The 16,938-nt window shown below is 65.5% G+C and carries 17 protein-coding genes; 8 read left to right on the forward strand and 9 right to left on the reverse strand.

What is annotated here, in order from left to right; all coding sequences use genetic code 11:
* Positions 1–35: 35 nt before the first annotated feature.
* The 7 genes from benD to V3388_RS10515 all read right to left on the reverse strand — a co-directional run bounded on the left by benD (position 36) and on the right by V3388_RS10515 (position 6,243).
* Positions 36–815 carry a benzoate diol dehydrogenase BenD gene (gene benD / locus V3388_RS10485; RefSeq protein WP_336367496.1) on the reverse strand — a complete coding sequence of 260 codons (780 nt, stop codon included), beginning with the start codon at positions 813–815 and terminating at the stop codon, positions 36–38.
* Positions 812–1,843: a benzoate 1,2-dioxygenase electron transfer component BenC gene (gene benC, locus V3388_RS10490; RefSeq protein ID WP_336367497.1), complete on the reverse strand. Its 1,032-nt coding sequence runs from the start codon at positions 1,841–1,843 to the stop codon at positions 812–814. Before benC ends, benD begins: the two co-directional genes overlap by 4 nt.
* 15 nt (positions 1,844–1,858) lie before the next feature.
* Positions 1,859–2,350: a benzoate 1,2-dioxygenase small subunit gene (gene benB, locus V3388_RS10495; RefSeq protein WP_336367498.1), complete on the reverse strand. Its 492-nt coding sequence runs from the start codon at positions 2,348–2,350 to the stop codon at positions 1,859–1,861.
* Complete coding sequence (locus tag V3388_RS10500; RefSeq protein WP_336367499.1) at positions 2,347–3,732, reverse strand: Rieske 2Fe-2S domain-containing protein; 1,386 nt, start codon at positions 3,730–3,732, stop codon at positions 2,347–2,349. Before V3388_RS10500 ends, benB begins: the two co-directional genes overlap by 4 nt.
* A 32-nt stretch (positions 3,733–3,764) precedes the next feature.
* Positions 3,765–4,706, reverse strand: coding sequence for a catechol 1,2-dioxygenase (catA, locus tag V3388_RS10505; protein ID WP_336367500.1), 942 nt, complete (start codon positions 4,704–4,706; stop codon positions 3,765–3,767).
* A gap of 83 nt (positions 4,707–4,789) precedes the next feature.
* A complete protein-coding gene (catC, locus tag V3388_RS10510; RefSeq protein ID WP_336367501.1) occupies positions 4,790–5,080 on the reverse strand; it encodes a muconolactone Delta-isomerase in 291 nt (96 codons plus the stop codon).
* Between the two features lie 41 nt (positions 5,081–5,121).
* Complete coding sequence (locus V3388_RS10515) at positions 5,122–6,243, reverse strand: muconate/chloromuconate family cycloisomerase (RefSeq protein WP_336367502.1); 1,122 nt, start codon at positions 6,241–6,243, stop codon at positions 5,122–5,124.
* 108 nt (positions 6,244–6,351) lie between these two features.
* On the opposite strand from V3388_RS10515, the gene V3388_RS10520 reads away from it, so the two are divergent.
* Positions 6,352–7,254, forward strand: coding sequence for a LysR family transcriptional regulator (locus V3388_RS10520; protein ID WP_336367503.1), 903 nt, complete (start codon positions 6,352–6,354; stop codon positions 7,252–7,254).
* 21 nt (positions 7,255–7,275) lie between these two features.
* On the opposite strand, the gene V3388_RS10525 is transcribed toward V3388_RS10520, so the two are convergent.
* On the reverse strand, positions 7,276–8,055 hold the full coding sequence (locus tag V3388_RS10525) for an IclR family transcriptional regulator domain-containing protein (RefSeq protein ID WP_336367504.1): 780 nt from the start codon (positions 8,053–8,055) through the stop codon (positions 7,276–7,278).
* 196 nt (positions 8,056–8,251) lie between these two features.
* On the opposite strand from V3388_RS10525, the gene V3388_RS10530 reads away from it, so the two are divergent.
* From V3388_RS10530 to V3388_RS10545, 4 genes are read left to right on the forward strand one after another with little or no spacing between them, the layout of a single operon-like run.
* Positions 8,252–9,067: a CoA transferase subunit A gene (locus V3388_RS10530; RefSeq protein ID WP_336367505.1), complete on the forward strand. Its 816-nt coding sequence runs from the start codon at positions 8,252–8,254 to the stop codon at positions 9,065–9,067.
* Entirely contained in the window at positions 9,067–9,843 is a 777-nt protein-coding gene (locus tag V3388_RS10535) for a CoA-transferase subunit beta (RefSeq protein WP_336367506.1), read from the forward strand. Before V3388_RS10530 ends, V3388_RS10535 begins: the two co-directional genes overlap by 1 nt.
* 8 nt (positions 9,844–9,851) lie before the next feature.
* Positions 9,852–11,054 (forward strand): 3-oxoadipyl-CoA thiolase, encoded by a 1,203-nt coding sequence (gene pcaF / locus V3388_RS10540; protein WP_336367507.1) that lies wholly within the window; start codon positions 9,852–9,854, stop codon positions 11,052–11,054.
* 13 nt (positions 11,055–11,067) lie between these two features.
* Positions 11,068–11,856 carry an alpha/beta fold hydrolase gene (locus V3388_RS10545; protein ID WP_336367508.1) on the forward strand — a complete coding sequence of 263 codons (789 nt, stop codon included), beginning with the start codon at positions 11,068–11,070 and terminating at the stop codon, positions 11,854–11,856.
* A 58-nt stretch (positions 11,857–11,914) separates the two neighbouring features.
* Here V3388_RS10545 and V3388_RS10550 read toward each other — a convergent pair whose 3' ends face one another.
* Entirely contained in the window at positions 11,915–14,170 is a 2,256-nt protein-coding gene (locus V3388_RS10550) for a sensor domain-containing phosphodiesterase (protein WP_336367509.1), read from the reverse strand.
* A gap of 129 nt (positions 14,171–14,299) precedes the next feature.
* Here V3388_RS10550 and V3388_RS10555 point away from each other — a divergent pair, with 129 nt between their 5' ends.
* From V3388_RS10555 to V3388_RS10565, 3 genes are read left to right on the forward strand one after another with little or no spacing between them, the layout of a single operon-like run.
* Positions 14,300–14,749 carry a response regulator gene (locus V3388_RS10555; RefSeq protein ID WP_336367510.1) on the forward strand — a complete coding sequence of 150 codons (450 nt, stop codon included), beginning with the start codon at positions 14,300–14,302 and terminating at the stop codon, positions 14,747–14,749.
* The gene (locus V3388_RS10560; RefSeq protein ID WP_336367511.1) at positions 14,730–16,454 is read left to right on the forward strand and encodes a putative bifunctional diguanylate cyclase/phosphodiesterase; all 1,725 of its coding nucleotides are present in this window, start codon (positions 14,730–14,732) and stop codon (positions 16,452–16,454) included. The genes V3388_RS10555 and V3388_RS10560 overlap by 20 nt, the downstream gene beginning before the upstream one ends.
* Positions 16,444–16,926, forward strand: a complete 483-nt coding sequence (locus tag V3388_RS10565; RefSeq protein WP_336367512.1) for a hypothetical protein — start codon at positions 16,444–16,446, stop codon at positions 16,924–16,926. The genes V3388_RS10560 and V3388_RS10565 overlap by 11 nt, the downstream gene beginning before the upstream one ends.
* The last annotated feature ends 12 nt before the right edge of the window (positions 16,927–16,938 follow it).

Here is a 16,938-nt window from a genome sequence, read left to right on the forward strand (position 1 = left end):
TGCACGTCCAGCCCCGCCCATCGGCGGGGCTTTTTTTATCCCAGATCCCCACCGGCCACCGGCAGCACCGTGCCGGTCAGGTAGCTGGCCGCGTCCGAGGCCAGGAACAGGATCGGGGCGGCCTGCTCGTCCAGGGTGCCGTAACGGTGCATGAAGCTGTGGGCGTTGGTCTGGTCAATGAGCCGCTGGTACCAGGCCTGCGCCTGCTCGCTCTGGGCCTCCGTATTGCGGGGCGTCAACCGCGGCGGCGCCTCGGTGCCGCCGGGGGCGGTGGCGTTCACCCGGATGCCCTGGCCGGCGTACTCGTAGGCCAGGTTCACGGTGAGCGCGTTCACCCCACCCTTGGCGGCGCCGTAGGGCACCCGCATCAGGCCCCGGGTGGCCACGGAGGACACGTTGACGATCACGCCCGCCTGCTGGTCCACCATGTGAGGCAACACCGCCCGGCAGCACCAGAGGGTGGGAAACAGCGACCGCTGGATTTCCTTCTGGATCTGCGCCGGGGTGTAGTGCTCGTAAGGCTGGGCCCAGATGGTGCCGCCGACGTTGTTGATCAGGATGTCGATGCGGCCGAACCGCTCGTGGGCCCGGGCCATCACCGACTCGGCGCCCTCCCAGGCCTCCAGGTCCGCCTGCAGGGCCAGCACGTCCGCGCCCTGGTCCCGCAGGTCGGCGGCCACACCCTGCACGTAGTCGGCGATGTCCACCAGCACCAGCCGGGCGCCCTCGGCAGCGGCCAGTTCCGCCACCCGACGCCCGATGCCCTGGGCGGCGCCGGTGACCACCATCACCCGCCGGTCAAAGCGGCCGCTCATGCCACTTTCTCCCGGGCCGGGGCCACGCTCGGGGTGAACTTTTCATAGTAGAAGCCGTGGGGCTCGATGCCCTGGCCCCGGAAATGGCCGAGCACCGAATCCACCATGGCGGGGGGCCCGCACAGGTACACGTCCACGTTACCGTCGTTCACCGGGGCGTCGTCCATGTGGGCGGTCACATAGCCCTTGCGGGGGTGGGTGCTGTCTTCACCGGACACCACGGTTCTAAAAGTGAAATTCTCCATGTCCCGGGCGAACGCCTCCAGGGCGGCCAGGCACACCAGGTCGTCGTCGTTGGTGACGCCGTAGATCAGGTGCACCGGCTGGTCGCAGCCTTTTTCCTTCAGGCTCTCGAGCATGGCCAGGAACGGCGCCAGGCCGGTGCCGCCGGCCAGCATCAGCACCGGGCGTTCCACCGGGCGCAGGTAGAACACGCCCATGGGGCCGGTCAGGTCCACGGCGTCGCCGGTGCGGGCGCGGCCCACCAGCCAGGAGCTCATCAGCCCGTCCGGCACGTTGCGGATCAGGAAGCTCAAGTCCCGGCTGCCCGGGCGGGAGCTGAACGAGTAGGCCCGGGTTTCGTCGGTGCCCGGCACGCCGATGTTCACGTACTGCCCCGGCAGGAAGCCCAGGTCCGCGCCGGCCCGGATTTTCACCTCAATGGCGGTGGGCGAGATCAGGTTGACCTCGTCCACCGTGCCCGGAATCGCCCCCTGGGCGCCCTTGCTGCACAGGCTGGCGGCCGCCGGCACGTCCACCACGCAGTCGCCGGCGGGCACCATCTGGCAGGTCAGCACCAGGCCTTCGGCGGCTTCGTCGTCGGTCAGGGCGTCCTCCAGGTAATCGTCCCCCAGTTCGTATTCACCGCTGGCACAGGCGCATTTGCAGGTGCCGCAGACGCCGTCGGAGCAGTCCATGGGCAGGTTGATCTGGGCCCGGTAGGCCGCGTCCAGCACGGTTTCCCCGGGGTTGCAGGTGATCACCCGGGTGACCCCGTCCTCAAAGTTCAGTGCCACGTTGTAGGTCATGGGAATGCCCTCCGATCACAGGTGGTAGACGTCAACCACCTGGTTGATGCAGTCGTTGGTGAGCACGATCTTCTTGTCCCGGATCAGCGGGCGATCGCCACTCAGGTCCAGGGTGTAGAAGGAGGTGCCGTAGTATTCCTGGGTTTTCTTGTACCGGTAGGATTTGGTCAGCCAGTTGAACCGCAGGCTCACCGCGTCCTCGCTGCGGGACAGGATCTCCAGCCCGCTGAGGAAATGCTTGGTGCGGGGTTCCGGCAGGGAGCTGGCGCCGGAGCGCTCGGTCTTGAGCCGGTACACCCGGTCTTCCAGGCCAGTGCGGTTCGGGTAGTAGATCAGCGAGATCTCGGTCTGGGGGTCCTCGGTGAGTTCATCGTCGTCGTCCCAGGCCGGCATCCAGAAGGTGACGTCCTCGTGGTAGCAGGCCAGCCACTCGTCCCATTCCCGGTCGTCCAGCAGGCGCGCCTCGCGCACCAGGAAGGCCTGGATCTGTTCAAAAGACAGGGTCATGCGGAGGCCTCCTCTGACGGGTCGCTGGCCAGGGCGATGTAGCGCGCCCGTTCGGTCTCGACGGCTCTGGTCATTTCCGCCACCCAGTGCTGGTGGTGGGTCACGTACAGGCCTTCGTCTTCCGGGCGGGCACCGCTGAGGATCGGTTTGAGCGCAATGCGCTTGGCCCAGTCGTCGGCGCCCTCGATCCAGTGCTTGGCGCCCCGGCTCATGTCGTTCCACTTCAGGCCTTTGGCGTAGTAGCCCTCCTGGCAGCCCCGGAATTCTTCCAGGTCGTCCGGCGTACCCATGCCGGACACATTGAAGAAGTCCTCGTACTGGCGGATGCGCCGGGCGCGGTCCGCCGCCGGCTCGCCTTTCGGGGCCCAGCAGTAGATGGTGATCTCGGTTTTGTTGACGTCGATCGGCCGCAGCACCCGGATCTGGGTGGAGAATTGGTCCATCAGGTACACGTTCGGGTACAGGCACAGATTCTTGGTGGTGCGCACGATGAAATCCGCGCGGGCTTCCCCCAGGGTCTGCTCCAGGCGATCCAGGTGCTGGTACACCGGGCGCACCTCCGGGTTGGTCAGGCGGGTCCACAGCATCATGTGGCCGTTCTCGAACGAATAGAAACCGCCCTCGTTGGACCAGCTCTTGGCGTCCACCGCCTCGGTGCCGCCCTTCTCGTAGTTGCGCTGGCCCATGGTGGAGAGGTAGTTCCAGTGCACGGTGCTGACGTGGTACCCGTCGGCGCCGTTCTCGGCGGTCAGCTTCCAGTTGCCCTCGTAGGTGTAGGTGGAGGCACCCCGCAACAACTCCAGCCCGTCCTCGGCCTGGTCCACAATGGCGTCGATCACCTTGGTGGTCTCACCGAGGTACTCCTCCAGGGGCAGCACGTCCGAGTTCAGGCTGCCGAACAGAAAGCCCCGGTAGTTGCCGAATTTTGGAAGCCGCTTCAGGTCGTGGGAACCGTCCACGTTGAAGCTGTCCGGGTAGCCGCCCTTCTTCTGGTCCTTGGCCTTCAGCAGGGTGCCGTCGTTCTTGAAGGTCCAGCCGTGGAACGGGCAGGTGAAGGACGTCTTGTTGCCCCGCTTCTTCCGGCACAGGGTGGCGCCCCGGTGGGTGCAGGTGTTCAGGATGGCCCGGAGGTCACCCTCTTTGGTGCGGGTGATGATCACCGGCTGTCGGCCCACGGTGGTGGTGTAGTAATCGCCGGGCTGTTCAATCTGGCTTTCATGGGCCAGGAACACCCAGTTGCCTTCGAAGATGTGTTTCATCTCCAGTTCGAACAGCTCCGGATCGGTGAAGATGCTGCGATCGCACCGGTAGCGGCCGGTGCTGGCATCCGCGTCCACCGCGTGGCGGACGGTGTTCTCGAGTCGGTCCAGTTGACGGATCATGGTCTTTGCTCCTCAGTGTGCGACAGGCCGCTTCAGGCCGCGTCGCTTTCCAGGGCGCGCTTGCGCTCGTGGCGGGTCTGCAGCTCGGGCTTGTCGGTGGGCACCAGCTGGATGTCGAACACCACCTCGGTGAACGGCGCGTTCAGGCCAAAGGCCTCGGCCCGGGCCGGGTCATCCACGCGGGTGGCGTCAATCACCAGCTCTTCCCGGGTGGCAAAGGCAAAGTCGTCGTAGGTGTATTCGTCCCCCGCCAGGTTGATCTGGGTGGTCAGGTGCTTGTAGCCCGGCCGAGAGATGAAAAAGTGGATGTGCGCGGGCCGGTTGCCGTGGCGACCCAGCAGGTTCAGCAGCTTCTGGGTGGAACCCTCGGGCGGGCAGCCGTAGCCGGAGGGGACAATGGAACGGGCGGTGTAGCGGCCGTGCTCGTCGGTGCGGATGCGCCGGCGCAGGTTGTACTCGCTCTGGGAGGCGTCGAAGTAGGAATAGGCGCCCCTGGTGTCGGCGTGCCAGATATCGACCACGGCGTTGGCCACCGGCTGGCCGTTCTCGTCAGTCACCTGGCCGGTCAGGATCATAGTCTCGGCGGCGTCATCGGAGCCGTCGTCCATGCGGGCGAAACCGTCGCTGATGGGGGCGCCGGCCACGTACAGCGGGCCTTCAATGGTACGCGGGGTACCGCCGGCCAGGCCGGCCTGCTCGTCCTCGGCGTCCATGCGGATGTCCAGGTACTTGTCCATGCCCAGGCCCGGGGCCAGCAGGGCCGCTTCGCCGTTGGCGCCCAGGTCACCCACGTAGTAGACCGCCTGCCAGAACTCCTCCGGCGTGACGTCGAAATCCTCGACGATCTGGAAAATGTCGTGCATGACGCGGTGAACAATCTGCTTCACCCGCTCGTTACCCCCGTCCTGGTTGAAGCCGGCCACTTTCTCCAGCAGGTCCTTCACATCGGCGGTGTTCATGGTTTTGACGGTCATGGTGGTTCTCCTCGGTGCGTTCTTGTTGTTGCACTCAGCGTTGGTTGGGTTGGCAGCGGTGCCCTGTCGGCAGGGCACCGGTATTAGCGATCGTCCTCGTGTACCGAGGACGGGTGGCGGCACAGGGGTGCCACGGTAATGTCCATGTAGGGAAACAGCGGCAGTTGGCTGATCAGGTCCTGCAGTTCGGCGTTGTCCGCCACATCGAAGATGCTGACGTTGGCGTAGCTGCCGGCCACCCGCCACAGGTGGCGCCACTTGCCCTGCCGCTGCAGGTCCTGGGCGTAAGCTTTTTCCCGCGCCTTGATGTCCGCGGCCACCTCGGCCGGCAGGTCGTGGGGCAGGTTCACGGTCATTTCGACTTTAAACAGCATGGTGTCCTCCGTGTGCCGGGCGGGCCGGCGGTTGTCGGGCCTCAGGTGCGCCGGCGGTACTCGGCCAGCTTGTCTTCGTCGATCACCACGCCAAGGCCGGGCCCCCGGGGCAGGTCAACGCCGTTGTCCCGGAAGGTCAGCGGATTGGCGACGATGTCGTCTTTCATCAGGCGGGGCCCGAACATCTCGGTGCCCCAGTGCAGGGTGTCCAGAGTGGCCCAGGCGTGCAGGGCGGCGGCGGTGCCGATGGTGCCCTCCAGCAGCGTGCCGCCGTACAGGCCGATGCCGGCGGCCCGGGCGACCGTGGCCTGCTCCAGGGCCCGGGCCGGGCCGCCGGCCTTGGCAATTTTCATGGCGACGGCGCCGGCAAACCCGGCGGCGGCCAGGTGGTACAGATCCTTGGCGTCCGCCACCGCTTCATCCGCCAGGATCGGCAGATGGAACTTCCGGGACAGGCGCACCAGGGCGGCGTGGTCTTTCATCGGCGTCGGCTGCTCCACCAGATCAATGCCCGCGGCCTGCAGCTCGGCCATGCCACGGGCGGCGGTGCTCTCGTCCCAGGCCTGGTTGACGTCCACCCGCACGCTGACCTGCTCCCCCAGCGCCGCTTTAATGGCGGCCACGTGGCGCACGTCGTCCCGCAGCGGGCGGGCGCCGATCTTCAGCTTGAAGGCGTTGTGGCGGCGGGTTTCCACCAGGTCGAGGGCTTCCGCGATGTCCCGATCGGTGTCGCCGCTGGCCAGGGTCCACAGCACCGGCAGATGGGTGTGCACGGCGCCACCAAGCAGGTCGGAGACGGGCCGGTTCAGGCGCTTGCCCTGCAGGTCCAGCAGGGCGGTTTCGATGGCGGAGCGGGCCAGGTTGTTGCCCCGGGTGCTTCGGTCTACCATTACCTTCAAGGTATTGATGTTCTCTGCCGGCTGGCCGATCAGTTGCGGTTTCAAATAGGTGTCGATGGTCAGCTTCACGCCCTCGGGGCTTTCCGGGCCGTAGGCCAGGCCGCCGATGGTGGTCGCCTCGCCCAGTCCCTCAAGGCCGTCCGAATCCTTCATCCGGACGATGACCATGCTCTGAACCCCCATGGTTGTCATAGATAGCTGGTGGGGACGGATGGTCGGGACATCGACCAGAATCGCCTCAATGGACTCTATGGTTGCGGGCATCAGGGTCTCCAGATCGCCAGAAAAGAAAGCCGGTGATTGGAACCGTACGAAGTTTCACGGATGTGAACCAATATTGATTAAGTAATAACCAATACCCTGGAGGTATGGATGGAGCTGAGACACCTGCGGTACTTCGTGGCGGTGGCCGAGGCCCGCAACCTGACCCGGGCGGCGGAAACCCTGTTTATTGCCCAGCCGCCGCTGACCCGTGCGATCAAGCAGCTGGAGGAAGAGGTGGGTGTGCAGCTGTTCGTGCGCAAACCCCGGGGCCTGGAGCTGACGCCGGGGGGCGAGTTTTTCCTGGAGCAGGCCCGGCAGATCCTGGAGCGGGTGAGCATCAGCGTGGACGAAACCCGGCGCATTGCCCGGCACCAGAAAACCATCTTCTCCATCGGCTTTGTGCCTACCATCTTCTATGGCCAGCTACCGCTGATGGTTCGGCGCCTGCGGCAGAACCGGAACCTGGAGATTGTGCTGCATGAATTGAAGACCCGAGACCAGGTAGAGGCCCTGAAGGCGGGCAAGATCGACATCGGGTTCGGGCGCCTGCGCATTGAGGACCCGGACGTGGAGCAGGAAAACCTGTTTGACGAGCCGTTGATCGCCGCGTTGCCCGCTGGCCACCCGTTGACCCGCAAACCGCCGTCCCTGGCGGACCTCTCGGAGGTGCCGATGATCACCTTCCCGTCCGGCCCGGGGCCGAACTTTTCCGACATTACTCTGGGATTCTTCCGGCGGCGGGGCCTGCGCACCCGGGTGATGCAACAGGTCAATGATGTCCAGACGGCGCTGTCCCTGGTGGCGTCCGGCATGGGGTTCGCGCTGGTGCCGGAGCAGGTGCGCCGGCTGCAGCGGGAAGGGGTGGACTATGTGCCCCTGGCGGAGGACGACGTGACCAGCCCGGTGCTGGCCTCCCGCCGTCGCGGGGAAAGCCCCAACGCCATCATGCGGCTGACCAACACCATTCTTGCAGAGCTGGTGGACAACCGGCTGACGGGGCGCTATCCGTAAACGCCGGGGGCATCGTCCGGACTAGCGCGCCATGGCGCGGATGTCCGCCGCCGCCTGTTGCAGACGGGGCAGATAGACCGTTTTCAGGGTCTCCAGACTGACCCGGGCCGCGTTGGTGCTAATGTTGATGGCGCCGATCAGCGCCCCGGCGCCGTCAAACACTGGCACCGCCACCGAACGCAGCCCCAGGTCCAGCTCCTGGTCCACCACGCAATAGCCTTGCCCGCGCACCGCCTCGATAGCCGCCCGCAACGCCTCCGGATCGGTGATGGACGAGGGCGTATGGTGGTGCAACGGCACCTGCGCCAGCATCGCCGTAAGGGCCTCGTCCGTCAGCTGCGCCAGCAGCACCCGCCCCATGGAGGTGTAGACCGCCGGCAGACGGGTACCCACCGACAGGGTGATTGCCATCAGCCGGTGCGGAGCCGCCGAGCGCACCAGGTACACCACCTCATCGCCGTCGAGGACGGACAGGGAGGAGGACTCCCCCAGCTCCGCGGTGATGTCCTCCAGCACCTGCTGCACCACCGCCCGGTAACGGTTGGACGACTGGTAGGCGTAACCCAGCTGCAGCACCCGGGGCGTCAGCTCGAAATCCCGGCCGGAACGGCGGACGAACCCCAGGGCGTGCAGGGTCAGCAGAAACCGGCGGGCCTTGGCCCGGTCCATTCCGGTGCGGGCCGCCACTTCGCTCAGAGTCATCCTCGGGTGCTCGGCGTCAAACGCCTGCAGCACCTCCAGCCCCGAGGCCAGCGCTCCCACGTAATCCCGGTCTCCCGGCTTCAGGGTCGGTTCGTCCATCACAGGCTCCTCATGTCCTCGAATGCTGCTCTGCCGGCATGGTAACAGCTCGTTCGGTATCCGAACATCCGTGCATTTTTGCCCGCTGGTGAAAATTTGTACTTGACGACGCAAAACCCGCCGCGCCATTATGTTCGCATATTAAACTTATGTTCGCATAACGAACGTACCACCGAAGCACAATGGAGACACTGCCATGGCTGAATTCCTTTCCCTTCAGGACGCGGTGAGCAAACACATCGACCACGGCGACACCGTGGCGATGGAAGGCTTTACCCACCTGATCCCGTTTGCCGCCGGCCACGAGATCATCCGCCAGCAACGGCGCGACCTGACCCTGATCCGCATGACGCCGGACCTGATCTACGACCAGATGATCGGCGCCGGCTGCGCCAGAAAGCTGATTTTCTCCTGGGGCGGCAACCCCGGCGTGGGCTCCCTGCACCGCCTGCGGGATGCGGTTGAGAAAGGCTGGCCAAACCGCCTGGAGATCCTCGAACACAGCCACGCCGCCATGGCCTGCGCCTATGAGGCCGGTGCCGCCGGACTGCCGCTAGCCATCCTGCGCGGCTATGTCGGCAGCGACCTGCCCAAGGTGAACGATCAGATCCGCTTCATCGACTGCCCGTTCACCGGCGAACGCCTGGCCGCGGTGCCCTCCATTCGCCCGGACGTGGCGGTCATTCACGCCCAGCGGGCGGATCGCAAGGGCAATGTGCTGGTTGAAGGCATTGTCGGCATTCAGAAGGAGGTGGTGCTGGCGGCCAAGCGCAGCATCGTTACCGTGGAGGAAATCGTTGACGATCTGCGCGCCTCGGTGAACGCCTGCGTGCTGCCGTCCTGGGCCATCACCGCCATCGCCGAAGCGCCCCGGGGCGCCCGGCCCTCGTACGCCCTCGGCTACTACGATCGGGACAACGCCTTCTACAAAGACTGGGACGCTATCGCCCGGGACCGGGACACTTTCCAGGCCTGGCTGAACGAGAACGTATTCGAGAAAGGAGCCGCGTGATGAGCCTTGAATTTACCGCTTCCGAGATGATGAGCGTCACCGCCGCCCGGGCACTGACCAACGACATGACCTGCTTCGTGGGCATTGGCCTGCCCAGCGAGGCGGCCAACCTGGCCCGGCTGACCCACGCGCCGGATGTGACGCTGATTTATGAATCCGGCACCCTGCAGACCAGACCGGACGTGCTGCCCCTGTCCATCGGCGACGGAGAGCTGTGCGAATCCGCCCTCACCACCGTGTCCGTGCCGGAGATGTTCCGCTACTGGCTTCAGGGCGGGCACATCAGCGTCGGTTTCCTCGGCACCGCCCAGATCGACCGGTACGCCAACCTGAACACCACCCTGATCGGTGACTACCGCGAGCCCAAGGTCCGCCTGCCCGGCGGTGGCGGCGCCCCGGAAATCGCCACCAACGCGAAGGAAGTGTTCATTACCGTCAAGCACTCCAGGCGCACCTTCGTGAAGGACGTGGACTTTATCACCACCGTCGGCTTCGGCCGGGACGGCACCGCCCGGGACAAGGTGCCCAACATCGGCCGTGGCCCCACCGTGGTGATCACCGATCTGTGCATTCTCAAGCCGGACCCGCACACCAAAGAACTGGTGGTGACCTCCCTGCACCCGAACGTTACCCGGGACAACGTGATCGAGGCCACCGGCTGGGACATCCGCTTCGCGGACCAGTTGGACACCACGCCGGCGCCGACCGCCCGGGAGCTGGAGGTGCTGCGCGATCTGAAGGCCCGCACACACGCCCTCCATTCAGGCCAGCAGTGAGGTCCATCATGACAAACGTATTCCTGTGCCATCCCCGCCGCTCCGCCATCGGCCGCTTCGGCGGCACCCTGGCCAGCGTGCGCCCGGACGACCTGGCCGCGCATATCTTCAAGGCCGTGCTGGCCCAGGCTCCGGACCTGGACCCGGCCGCCATCGACGACGTGATGATGGGCTGTGCCAATCAGGCCGGTGAAGACAACCGCAACGTGGCCCGCATGTCGGCGCTGCTGGCCCGCCTGCCCACAAGCGTGCCCGGCACCACCCTGAACCGGCTGTGCGGGTCCGGCATGGACGCCGTGGGTACGGCCTTCCGGGCCATCCGCGCCGGTGAATTGGATCTGGTGCTGGCCGGCGGCGTCGAGTCCATGTCCCGCGCCCCTTACGTGATGGGCAAGGCCGACAGCGCCTTTTCCCGGGGCCAGAACGTGGAAGACACCACCATCGGCTGGCGTTTCGTGAACCCGCTGATGAAGCAGCAGTACGGCATCGATTCCATGCCGGAAACGGCGGAGAACGTCGCCGAACAGTTCGGCATTTCCCGGGAAGACCAGGATATGTTCGCTTTCCGTTCCCAGCAGAAAGCCGCCCGGGCGCAACAGGACGGCCTCTTCGCCGACGAGATCGAACCGATGTCCATTGCGCGCCGGAAGCAGGACCCGCTGGTGTTTGACACCGACGAGCACCCGCGCGCGAGCACCCTGGAAAAGCTCGCCGCGTTGCCAACGCCCTTCCGGGAAAACGGCACCGTGACCGCAGGCAACGCCTCCGGCGTCAACGACGGCGCCGCCGCCATGCTGGTGGCCAGCGAGGCGGCGGTGAAACAGCACGGGCTCAGGCCCATGGCGAGAATTCTGGGCATGGCCACCGCCGGCGTGGAGCCGCGCATCATGGGCATCGGCCCGGTGCCGGCCGTACGCAAACTGCTGGCGAAGCAGGGTATCGGGATCGATGATATCGACGTGATCGAACTGAACGAGGCCTTCGCCGCCCAGGGCCTGGCGGTGCTGCGGGAACTGGGCATCGCCGATGACGATCCCCGGGTAAACCCGAACGGCGGCGCCATTGCCCTGGGCCACCCCCTGGGCATGTCCGGCGCCCGCCTGCTGATGACCGCCGCCCACCAGCTTCAGCGCACCGGCGGCCGCTACGCCCTGTGCACCATGTGCGTGGGCGTTGGCCAGGGCATTGCTACACTCATCGAACGAGCCTGAACGGGAAGATTCCATGGCGTTTTACCGACACAACGGCCGCACCCTCTGCTACCGCCTGCTGGGCGAAGCGGCCAAACCCCTGCTGGTGCTGGCGCACCCCCTGGGCATGAACCAGCTGGTCTGGGATGAGATGCTTCCGGCGCTGCTGGCCACCTTCCGGGTGCTGACCTGGGATTTGCCGGGCCACGGCGACAGCGCGGACTGGCCCGAAGCGGTGGACCGGATTACGCCGGAGGACCTGGCGGGCGAAGCCCTGGCGCTGGCCGACCTGGCCGGTGCCGAGACCTTCGCCTTTGCCGGCACCTCCATCGGCGGCGTCATCGGCCAGCAGTTGCTGACGAACCACGCCGGCCGTCTGACCGGCGCGGTACTGACCAATACCGGCGCCGTGATCGGCACGCCGGACAGCTGGGCGGCACGCGCCGCGGACGTGCTTCAAAAGGGCCTGGCGCGGATGGCACCGGGCATTGTCACCCGGTGGTTCGGGCCGGCCACGGTGGCGCAGCAGCCGGCCCTGGTGGAGGGCTGGGCGATCGCCGCCGGCCGGGGCGACGACCGAAGCTACGCCCTGCTCTGCCAGATGCTGGCCGACACCGATTTCCGCGAACGCCTCGGCCAGCGGCGCACGCCGCTGACGCTGGTGGCCGGCGCCGATGATCTGGCCACGCCGCCGGAATCCCTGGCGACCCTGGCCGAGTGCGCCGGCGCCGGGGCGCCGATCATCCTGGAGCGGATCGGGCATGTGCCCTCGGTGGAATGCCCGGCGGTGCTCAGCGAGATCCTGCTGAGCCACCTGAGCTAACACCCGGTCACCAGGGAGGGCTGCCGGCGCCAGGTGAACGCCGGCAACGGGCTGAGCGCTAGGCGGTGACCACCGCTGGCCGGCGAAACAGGCCGGCCAGCGGCTCCGGCTTACCCAGGCCATAGCCCTGGCCATAATCCACGCCGAGCTCCTCCAGCAGGTCCGCCACAGCCTGGTTCTCCACAAACTCCGCCACGGTTTTCAGGCCCATGCCCCGGGCCACGTCGCAGGTGGCCTTGACGATGCGGCGGTCGTGCTCGCTGTCGATCAGGGATTTGATGAACACACCGTCGATCTTCAGGGTGTCGAACCGGAAGCTCTTCAGGTAATCAAAGCTGGCCAGGCCGGTGCCGAAGTCGTCCAGGGACACGCCACAACCCATGGCCCGCAGGCCCTGGGTCACCCGCTCGGCCATGTCCCGGCTCTGGATGTGCTGGGTTTCGGTCACCTCAAAGCCGATCTTGTGGGGCGGCACCCCGGTGGCCTCGAACTGCTCCGCCACAAAACCGAGAATCTCATCGGAGGACAGGCTCGTGCCGGCCAGATTGATGGAGCATTTTCGGGTGCGCGCAAGCCACTCCGGGTTGTCCGCCAGGGCCTGCAGGGTGTGGCGGATCACCCACTGGTCAATCTGCCGCATGAAACCGTAGGCCTCGGCGATGGGCAGGAACACCCCCGGGGGCAGGTAATCGCCATTGGTGTCCTGCAGGCGAATCAGGATTTCGTAGGACAGTTTGTCATCGGCCCGGCCGATCGGGCAGATGGGCTGGGCGAACAGCACCAGACGATCCTCGGACAGGGCGTCCTTGAGCAGTTCCAGCCGCTGGGTCATCCCACGGCGACTGCGCATCAGGCCTTCCACGTCCCACACCACCTGGATCCGGGGCAGCCGTTCCCGGGCCATCAGGGACGCCTGGGTGGCGGCGCTCAGGTACTGGCTCTGGTCCGCCAGCAGGCCGTCCAGCCGCACCGCGCCCACCGAGACGCGGACCCGGGTGTGATGACCCTCGCTGCCGAAGGTCTGGTCATCGAAGGCGTCATACAGGGTCTGTAGCCACCGGTCCAGGGCCGGTTTGTCCGCGTCCAGGATCACCAGCGAGAAAATCCCGTTGCCCAGGCGGGCCGGGTAGGCGTCCGGGCCGCAGGTGCCCATCAGGCGGGCCGCGAACATCAGCTCCAGATTACGGCTGGCGCGAAAGCCCAGCAGATCCTCCAGGTTGTCAAAATCCAGCACCTGCAGGTAAACCAGCCAGTGCTCCCGGGGCGATGGCATGGCCGGCAGCGGTTGATTGCGCACCGCCGCCAGAAGGCCGTCAACCCGGGCGGCAAAAGCCCGATCGTTGTTCAGGCCACTGAGAAAGTCGGTGTTGGCCTGCTGTCGGAAGGTGTCCAACAACTGATTGCGGGAATGGTTCATCACGGCAATCACCTGCACCAGCAGGATCAACCCGGTGAGCATGAGCAGCGAGCGCACCACTTGATTGATGGTGTCCAGCGCCGGCAATCCCGCCAGCCCCTTGAGGCTGAACACCATGAACAGCAACGCCATCAGTGGAATGAGCGCCAGCACCGACGCCGGCCGGGCAGTCAGCACCAGCCAACACAGCAGCGGGAAAAACGCGAACGCCATGGCCAGGGCGTAGGTGCTGTCGGCAAGATCCGGCAGCACCCACACCAGCGCCGTCAGCACCAGGGCAGACAGGTACCACTGCCGCATCACCCGGGAGCGGATATCCTCCCGCACCGCATCGATAAACCGCCGCGGGTTGATCAGAACGTAGTACGCCAGGGGCGCAAACAGCAGCACGCTCAGGCCTTCGAGGAGCCAATACACCAGAAACACATCGTGGCCGCTGAACGACCACTGGTTGCCCATGGCCAGGATCATTGCCCCCGCGCCAATGGCGGCGGTGACCGTGGCCGCCGCCAGGCCGGCATACAGGTAGCGCACCCGTTCCCGGTTCTGGGTCTGCAGCGCCGACTGGGCATTCGCCACCCGTCGCACCAGCCAGATGCCCACCGTGGCCCCGGCCAGCTCACTGCCCGCCAGCAGCAGCGCGGGCGCCAGGCTCGCGCCCTGGGCCAGCATTAGCCACGCCGCCAGCAGGGCGGCACTGAACACCACCACCGGCAATCCCAGCACCAGGCCGGCGCCCAGGATCAGCCCACTCGGAGGCCAGATGATGGAAATAGGCAGGCCCTCAAGCCCCAGTTGCCGGGAGCCGGCCGCGGTGGCAACGATCACAAAGCCGAACAGAAAAAAGCGTTGGAGGGTCTTTGCGTTCAGTGCGGCAGGCTGTATGTTTGGAATCATGGCGTCACAGGTCATTGATAGTAGGGGGCTTAAGGCAACCGATCCCGTGATCGCCAGGAGATATTACGCAATCTTCACAAAACGGGATTATAACAATACTGGTTTACCCCCCGTTTCAGAGAGGCCTTTATGCAGCAGGTACCGATCGTCCTCGCCGAAGATGACGAAGACGATCAACTGATCGTACGCAAAGCGTTCCAGCAGGCCCGCTTTCGCTCACCGCTCCACATCGTCGACAACGGCCGCGAGCTGATGCATTACCTGCGCGGGGAGGGCCGCTACCAGGATCGCGAGGCCTACCCCATGCCGGGCCTGATCCTGCTGGACCTGAACATGCCGGTAATGAACGGTGAGGAAGCCCTGGCCCAGATCAAGGCAGACAAGAACCTACAGCACATTCCCGTGGTCATTCTGACCACCTCCGACGACCAGACCGGCATCAACCGGTGTTACGAGCTCGGCGCAAGTACGTTCATTACCAAACCAGTGACCTTCTCCGGTTTTCTCAACGTAGTAAGTGAACTGCAACTTTACTGGTTCAGCCTGGTAGCACTGCCTGATGACGACCAAACCTCTTGATGTGCGCGTGTTGCTCGTTGAAGACGATTACGACGACGCCCTGATCATCAGCCGTCAGTTGAGCCGGATGACCCGGTTCAGCGCCACGGTCCAGGTTGAGCCGGATCTCGACCAGGCCCTCGCCCTGTGTGCGGAGCAGGCGTTTGACGCCATTTTCCTGGATTACTACTGGGGCAGCTTCAAGGCCGACGAGGTGCTGCGCCGGCACAGCGACCTGGTAAAGTCCCTGCCCATCATCGTGATCACCTCCACCGATGATTTTGCGGTGAACGAGGCGGTGATTGAGGCCGGGGCCTGGGATTTTGTCACCAAGGCCGACCTGTCTCCGACGCTGCTGGAGCGCACCATCCTCCACACCCTGCAGCGAAGGCGCCACGAAGAAGACATGCACCAGCTGATCCGGCACGACAGCCTGACCGGCCTGGGCAATCGCCTGATGTTCGAAGAGCAGCTCAAGCGTGCGGTCAGCCGCGCCGACCGTCACGGCAGCCGCTGCGCGGTACTTGCCATGGACCTGGACGACTTCAAGCAGGTCAACGATTCCCTGGGCCACGACGTCGGCGACATGCTGCTGCGGCTGGTGGCCGACCGGCTCAGCCGCGGGCTGAGGGAAGAAGACACCCTGGCCCGCCTGGGCGGCGACGAATTCGCGGTGCTGATCGAGGACGTGCAATCACCAGAGCAACTGCACACCATCGCCACCAAACTGCTGAAGGCACTGCGAGCCCCGACGCCCATCCGGGGCATTTCCGGGCGCATCACCGGCTCCTTCGGCATCGCCCTGTATCCGGAACACGCCCGCTCGCCCCTGGAGATGATGCGCTACGCGGACATTGCCCTGTATGCGGCCAAGGAAGGCGGCCGTGACCGGGTCAGCTTCTTTGATGATGAACTCGAAGAAGCCCTGCTGACCGGCCTAGAGCTGGAACAGGACCTGCGCCGGGCCATTGATAACGATGAATTCGTGCCCTACTTCCAGCCCCGCTTCCACGCCGACGCCATCACCCTGGCGGGCGTGGAGGTGCTGATGCGCTGGCCCCATCCGGAGCGGGGCCTGCTGATGCCCGACCAGTTCATTCCCGCGGCCGAGCGGGCCAACCTGATGCTGGAGATGGACCGGGCGCTTATTCGCAAGACCTTTGAACTGCTGGCCAATAACGGCGCCCTGCCGGAGCCGGCCCTACCCTACCGGATCGCCTTTAACCTGAACGCGGCCCAGTTGCTGGACACGGGTTTCGCCGGCGATATGAGCCGGCTCGCCGCCCAGTACAACGTGCCGCCGGAGGTCATCGAGTTCGAGATCGTCGAACGTGTCCTGGTGGAGCGGGTCGCCCAGGAGACCCTTAGGGAACTTCGGGAAGCGGGTTTTGGCCTGTCCATTGACGACTTCGGCACCGGCTTCTCCTCCTTTGCCTACCTCAAGGATCTGCCGGTCACGTGTTTGAAGGTCGACCGCTCGTTCATCGCCGAGGTGGCCGAGAACGAGGCCTGCCGGGGCATTTGCGAGGCGGTGGTGTGCGTGGGCAAGCGGCTCGGCCTGACCGTGATCGGCGAAGGCGTGGAAACGGACGCTCAGCTGGCGATCCTGCAAGACCTGGCGGTGGATTCCGTCCAGGGCTTCCTGCTGGCCAAACCCCTGCCGTTTGACGACTGGAACCAGCGGCTGCGCCAGCTCAGGAGAACGGAGGCGCACCTTGGCGAATAACAGCGCGGCCATCCTGATTGGCAATCACCCCCGACTGCCCCGGGAACTCTGGGCAAGCTTCGTGCAATCCGGCCTGGTGGAGCACATTCTGACGTTTTCCGACGTGGACGATCTGACCGACGCCATGGCGGCCCAGGCCCATACGGTGGACCTCGACATCAAGCTCATCTTCTTCATGATCGAGGGGCCGGAGGACCTGGCCACGCCGGTGGACCTGAAGCTGCATTCCGCCATATCCCGAGTGCCGCTGATTGGCTTTTACGGCCTGGACTCCGGCATTACCAGCACCGACATCCAAACCCTCTACGAACGCCGGGTCAGCTCGGTCATCCGCCTGCCCCTGCGGTTCCAGGACCTGGGCCAGCTGGTGCTGCAACTGGACCGCTACTGGTCCGTGGGCAAACTGCCGGAATGCCAGCTGTCGCTGCCCCGGGAAAACCTGTTCCAGCCCCGGGAAAACAGCGGCGCCTGAGGCTGGATACCG

Source organism: Marinobacter sp. C2H3 (assembly GCF_037080155.1).
In the GTDB taxonomy this organism is placed as follows: Bacteria; Pseudomonadota; Gammaproteobacteria; order Pseudomonadales; family Oleiphilaceae; genus Marinobacter.

Coding starts and splice junctions, on each gene's coding strand:
- benD (WP_336367496.1), bottom strand. CDS start 815: ATGAGCGGCCGCTTTGACCGGCGGGTGATGGTGGTCACCGGCGCCGCC.
- benC (WP_336367497.1), bottom strand. CDS start 1,843: ATGACCTACAACGTGGCACTGAACTTTGAGGACGGGGTCACCCGGGTG.
- benB (WP_336367498.1), bottom strand. CDS start 2,350: ATGACCCTGTCTTTTGAACAGATCCAGGCCTTCCTGGTGCGCGAGGCG.
- V3388_RS10500 (WP_336367499.1), bottom strand. CDS start 3,732: ATGATCCGTCAACTGGACCGACTCGAGAACACCGTCCGCCACGCGGTG.
- catA (WP_336367500.1), bottom strand. CDS start 4,706: ATGACCGTCAAAACCATGAACACCGCCGATGTGAAGGACCTGCTGGAG.
- catC (WP_336367501.1), bottom strand. CDS start 5,080: ATGCTGTTTAAAGTCGAAATGACCGTGAACCTGCCCCACGACCTGCCG.
- V3388_RS10515 (WP_336367502.1), bottom strand. CDS start 6,243: ATGCCCGCAACCATAGAGTCCATTGAGGCGATTCTGGTCGATGTCCCG.
- V3388_RS10520 (WP_336367503.1), top strand. CDS start 6,352: ATGGAGCTGAGACACCTGCGGTACTTCGTGGCGGTGGCCGAGGCCCGC.
- V3388_RS10525 (WP_336367504.1), bottom strand. CDS start 8,055: ATGGACGAACCGACCCTGAAGCCGGGAGACCGGGATTACGTGGGAGCG.
- V3388_RS10530 (WP_336367505.1), top strand. CDS start 8,252: ATGGCTGAATTCCTTTCCCTTCAGGACGCGGTGAGCAAACACATCGAC.
- V3388_RS10535 (WP_336367506.1), top strand. CDS start 9,067: ATGAGCCTTGAATTTACCGCTTCCGAGATGATGAGCGTCACCGCCGCC.
- pcaF (WP_336367507.1), top strand. CDS start 9,852: ATGACAAACGTATTCCTGTGCCATCCCCGCCGCTCCGCCATCGGCCGC.
- V3388_RS10545 (WP_336367508.1), top strand. CDS start 11,068: ATGGCGTTTTACCGACACAACGGCCGCACCCTCTGCTACCGCCTGCTG.
- V3388_RS10550 (WP_336367509.1), bottom strand. CDS start 14,170: ATGATTCCAAACATACAGCCTGCCGCACTGAACGCAAAGACCCTCCAA.
- V3388_RS10555 (WP_336367510.1), top strand. CDS start 14,300: ATGCAGCAGGTACCGATCGTCCTCGCCGAAGATGACGAAGACGATCAA.
- V3388_RS10560 (WP_336367511.1), top strand. CDS start 14,730: ATGACGACCAAACCTCTTGATGTGCGCGTGTTGCTCGTTGAAGACGAT.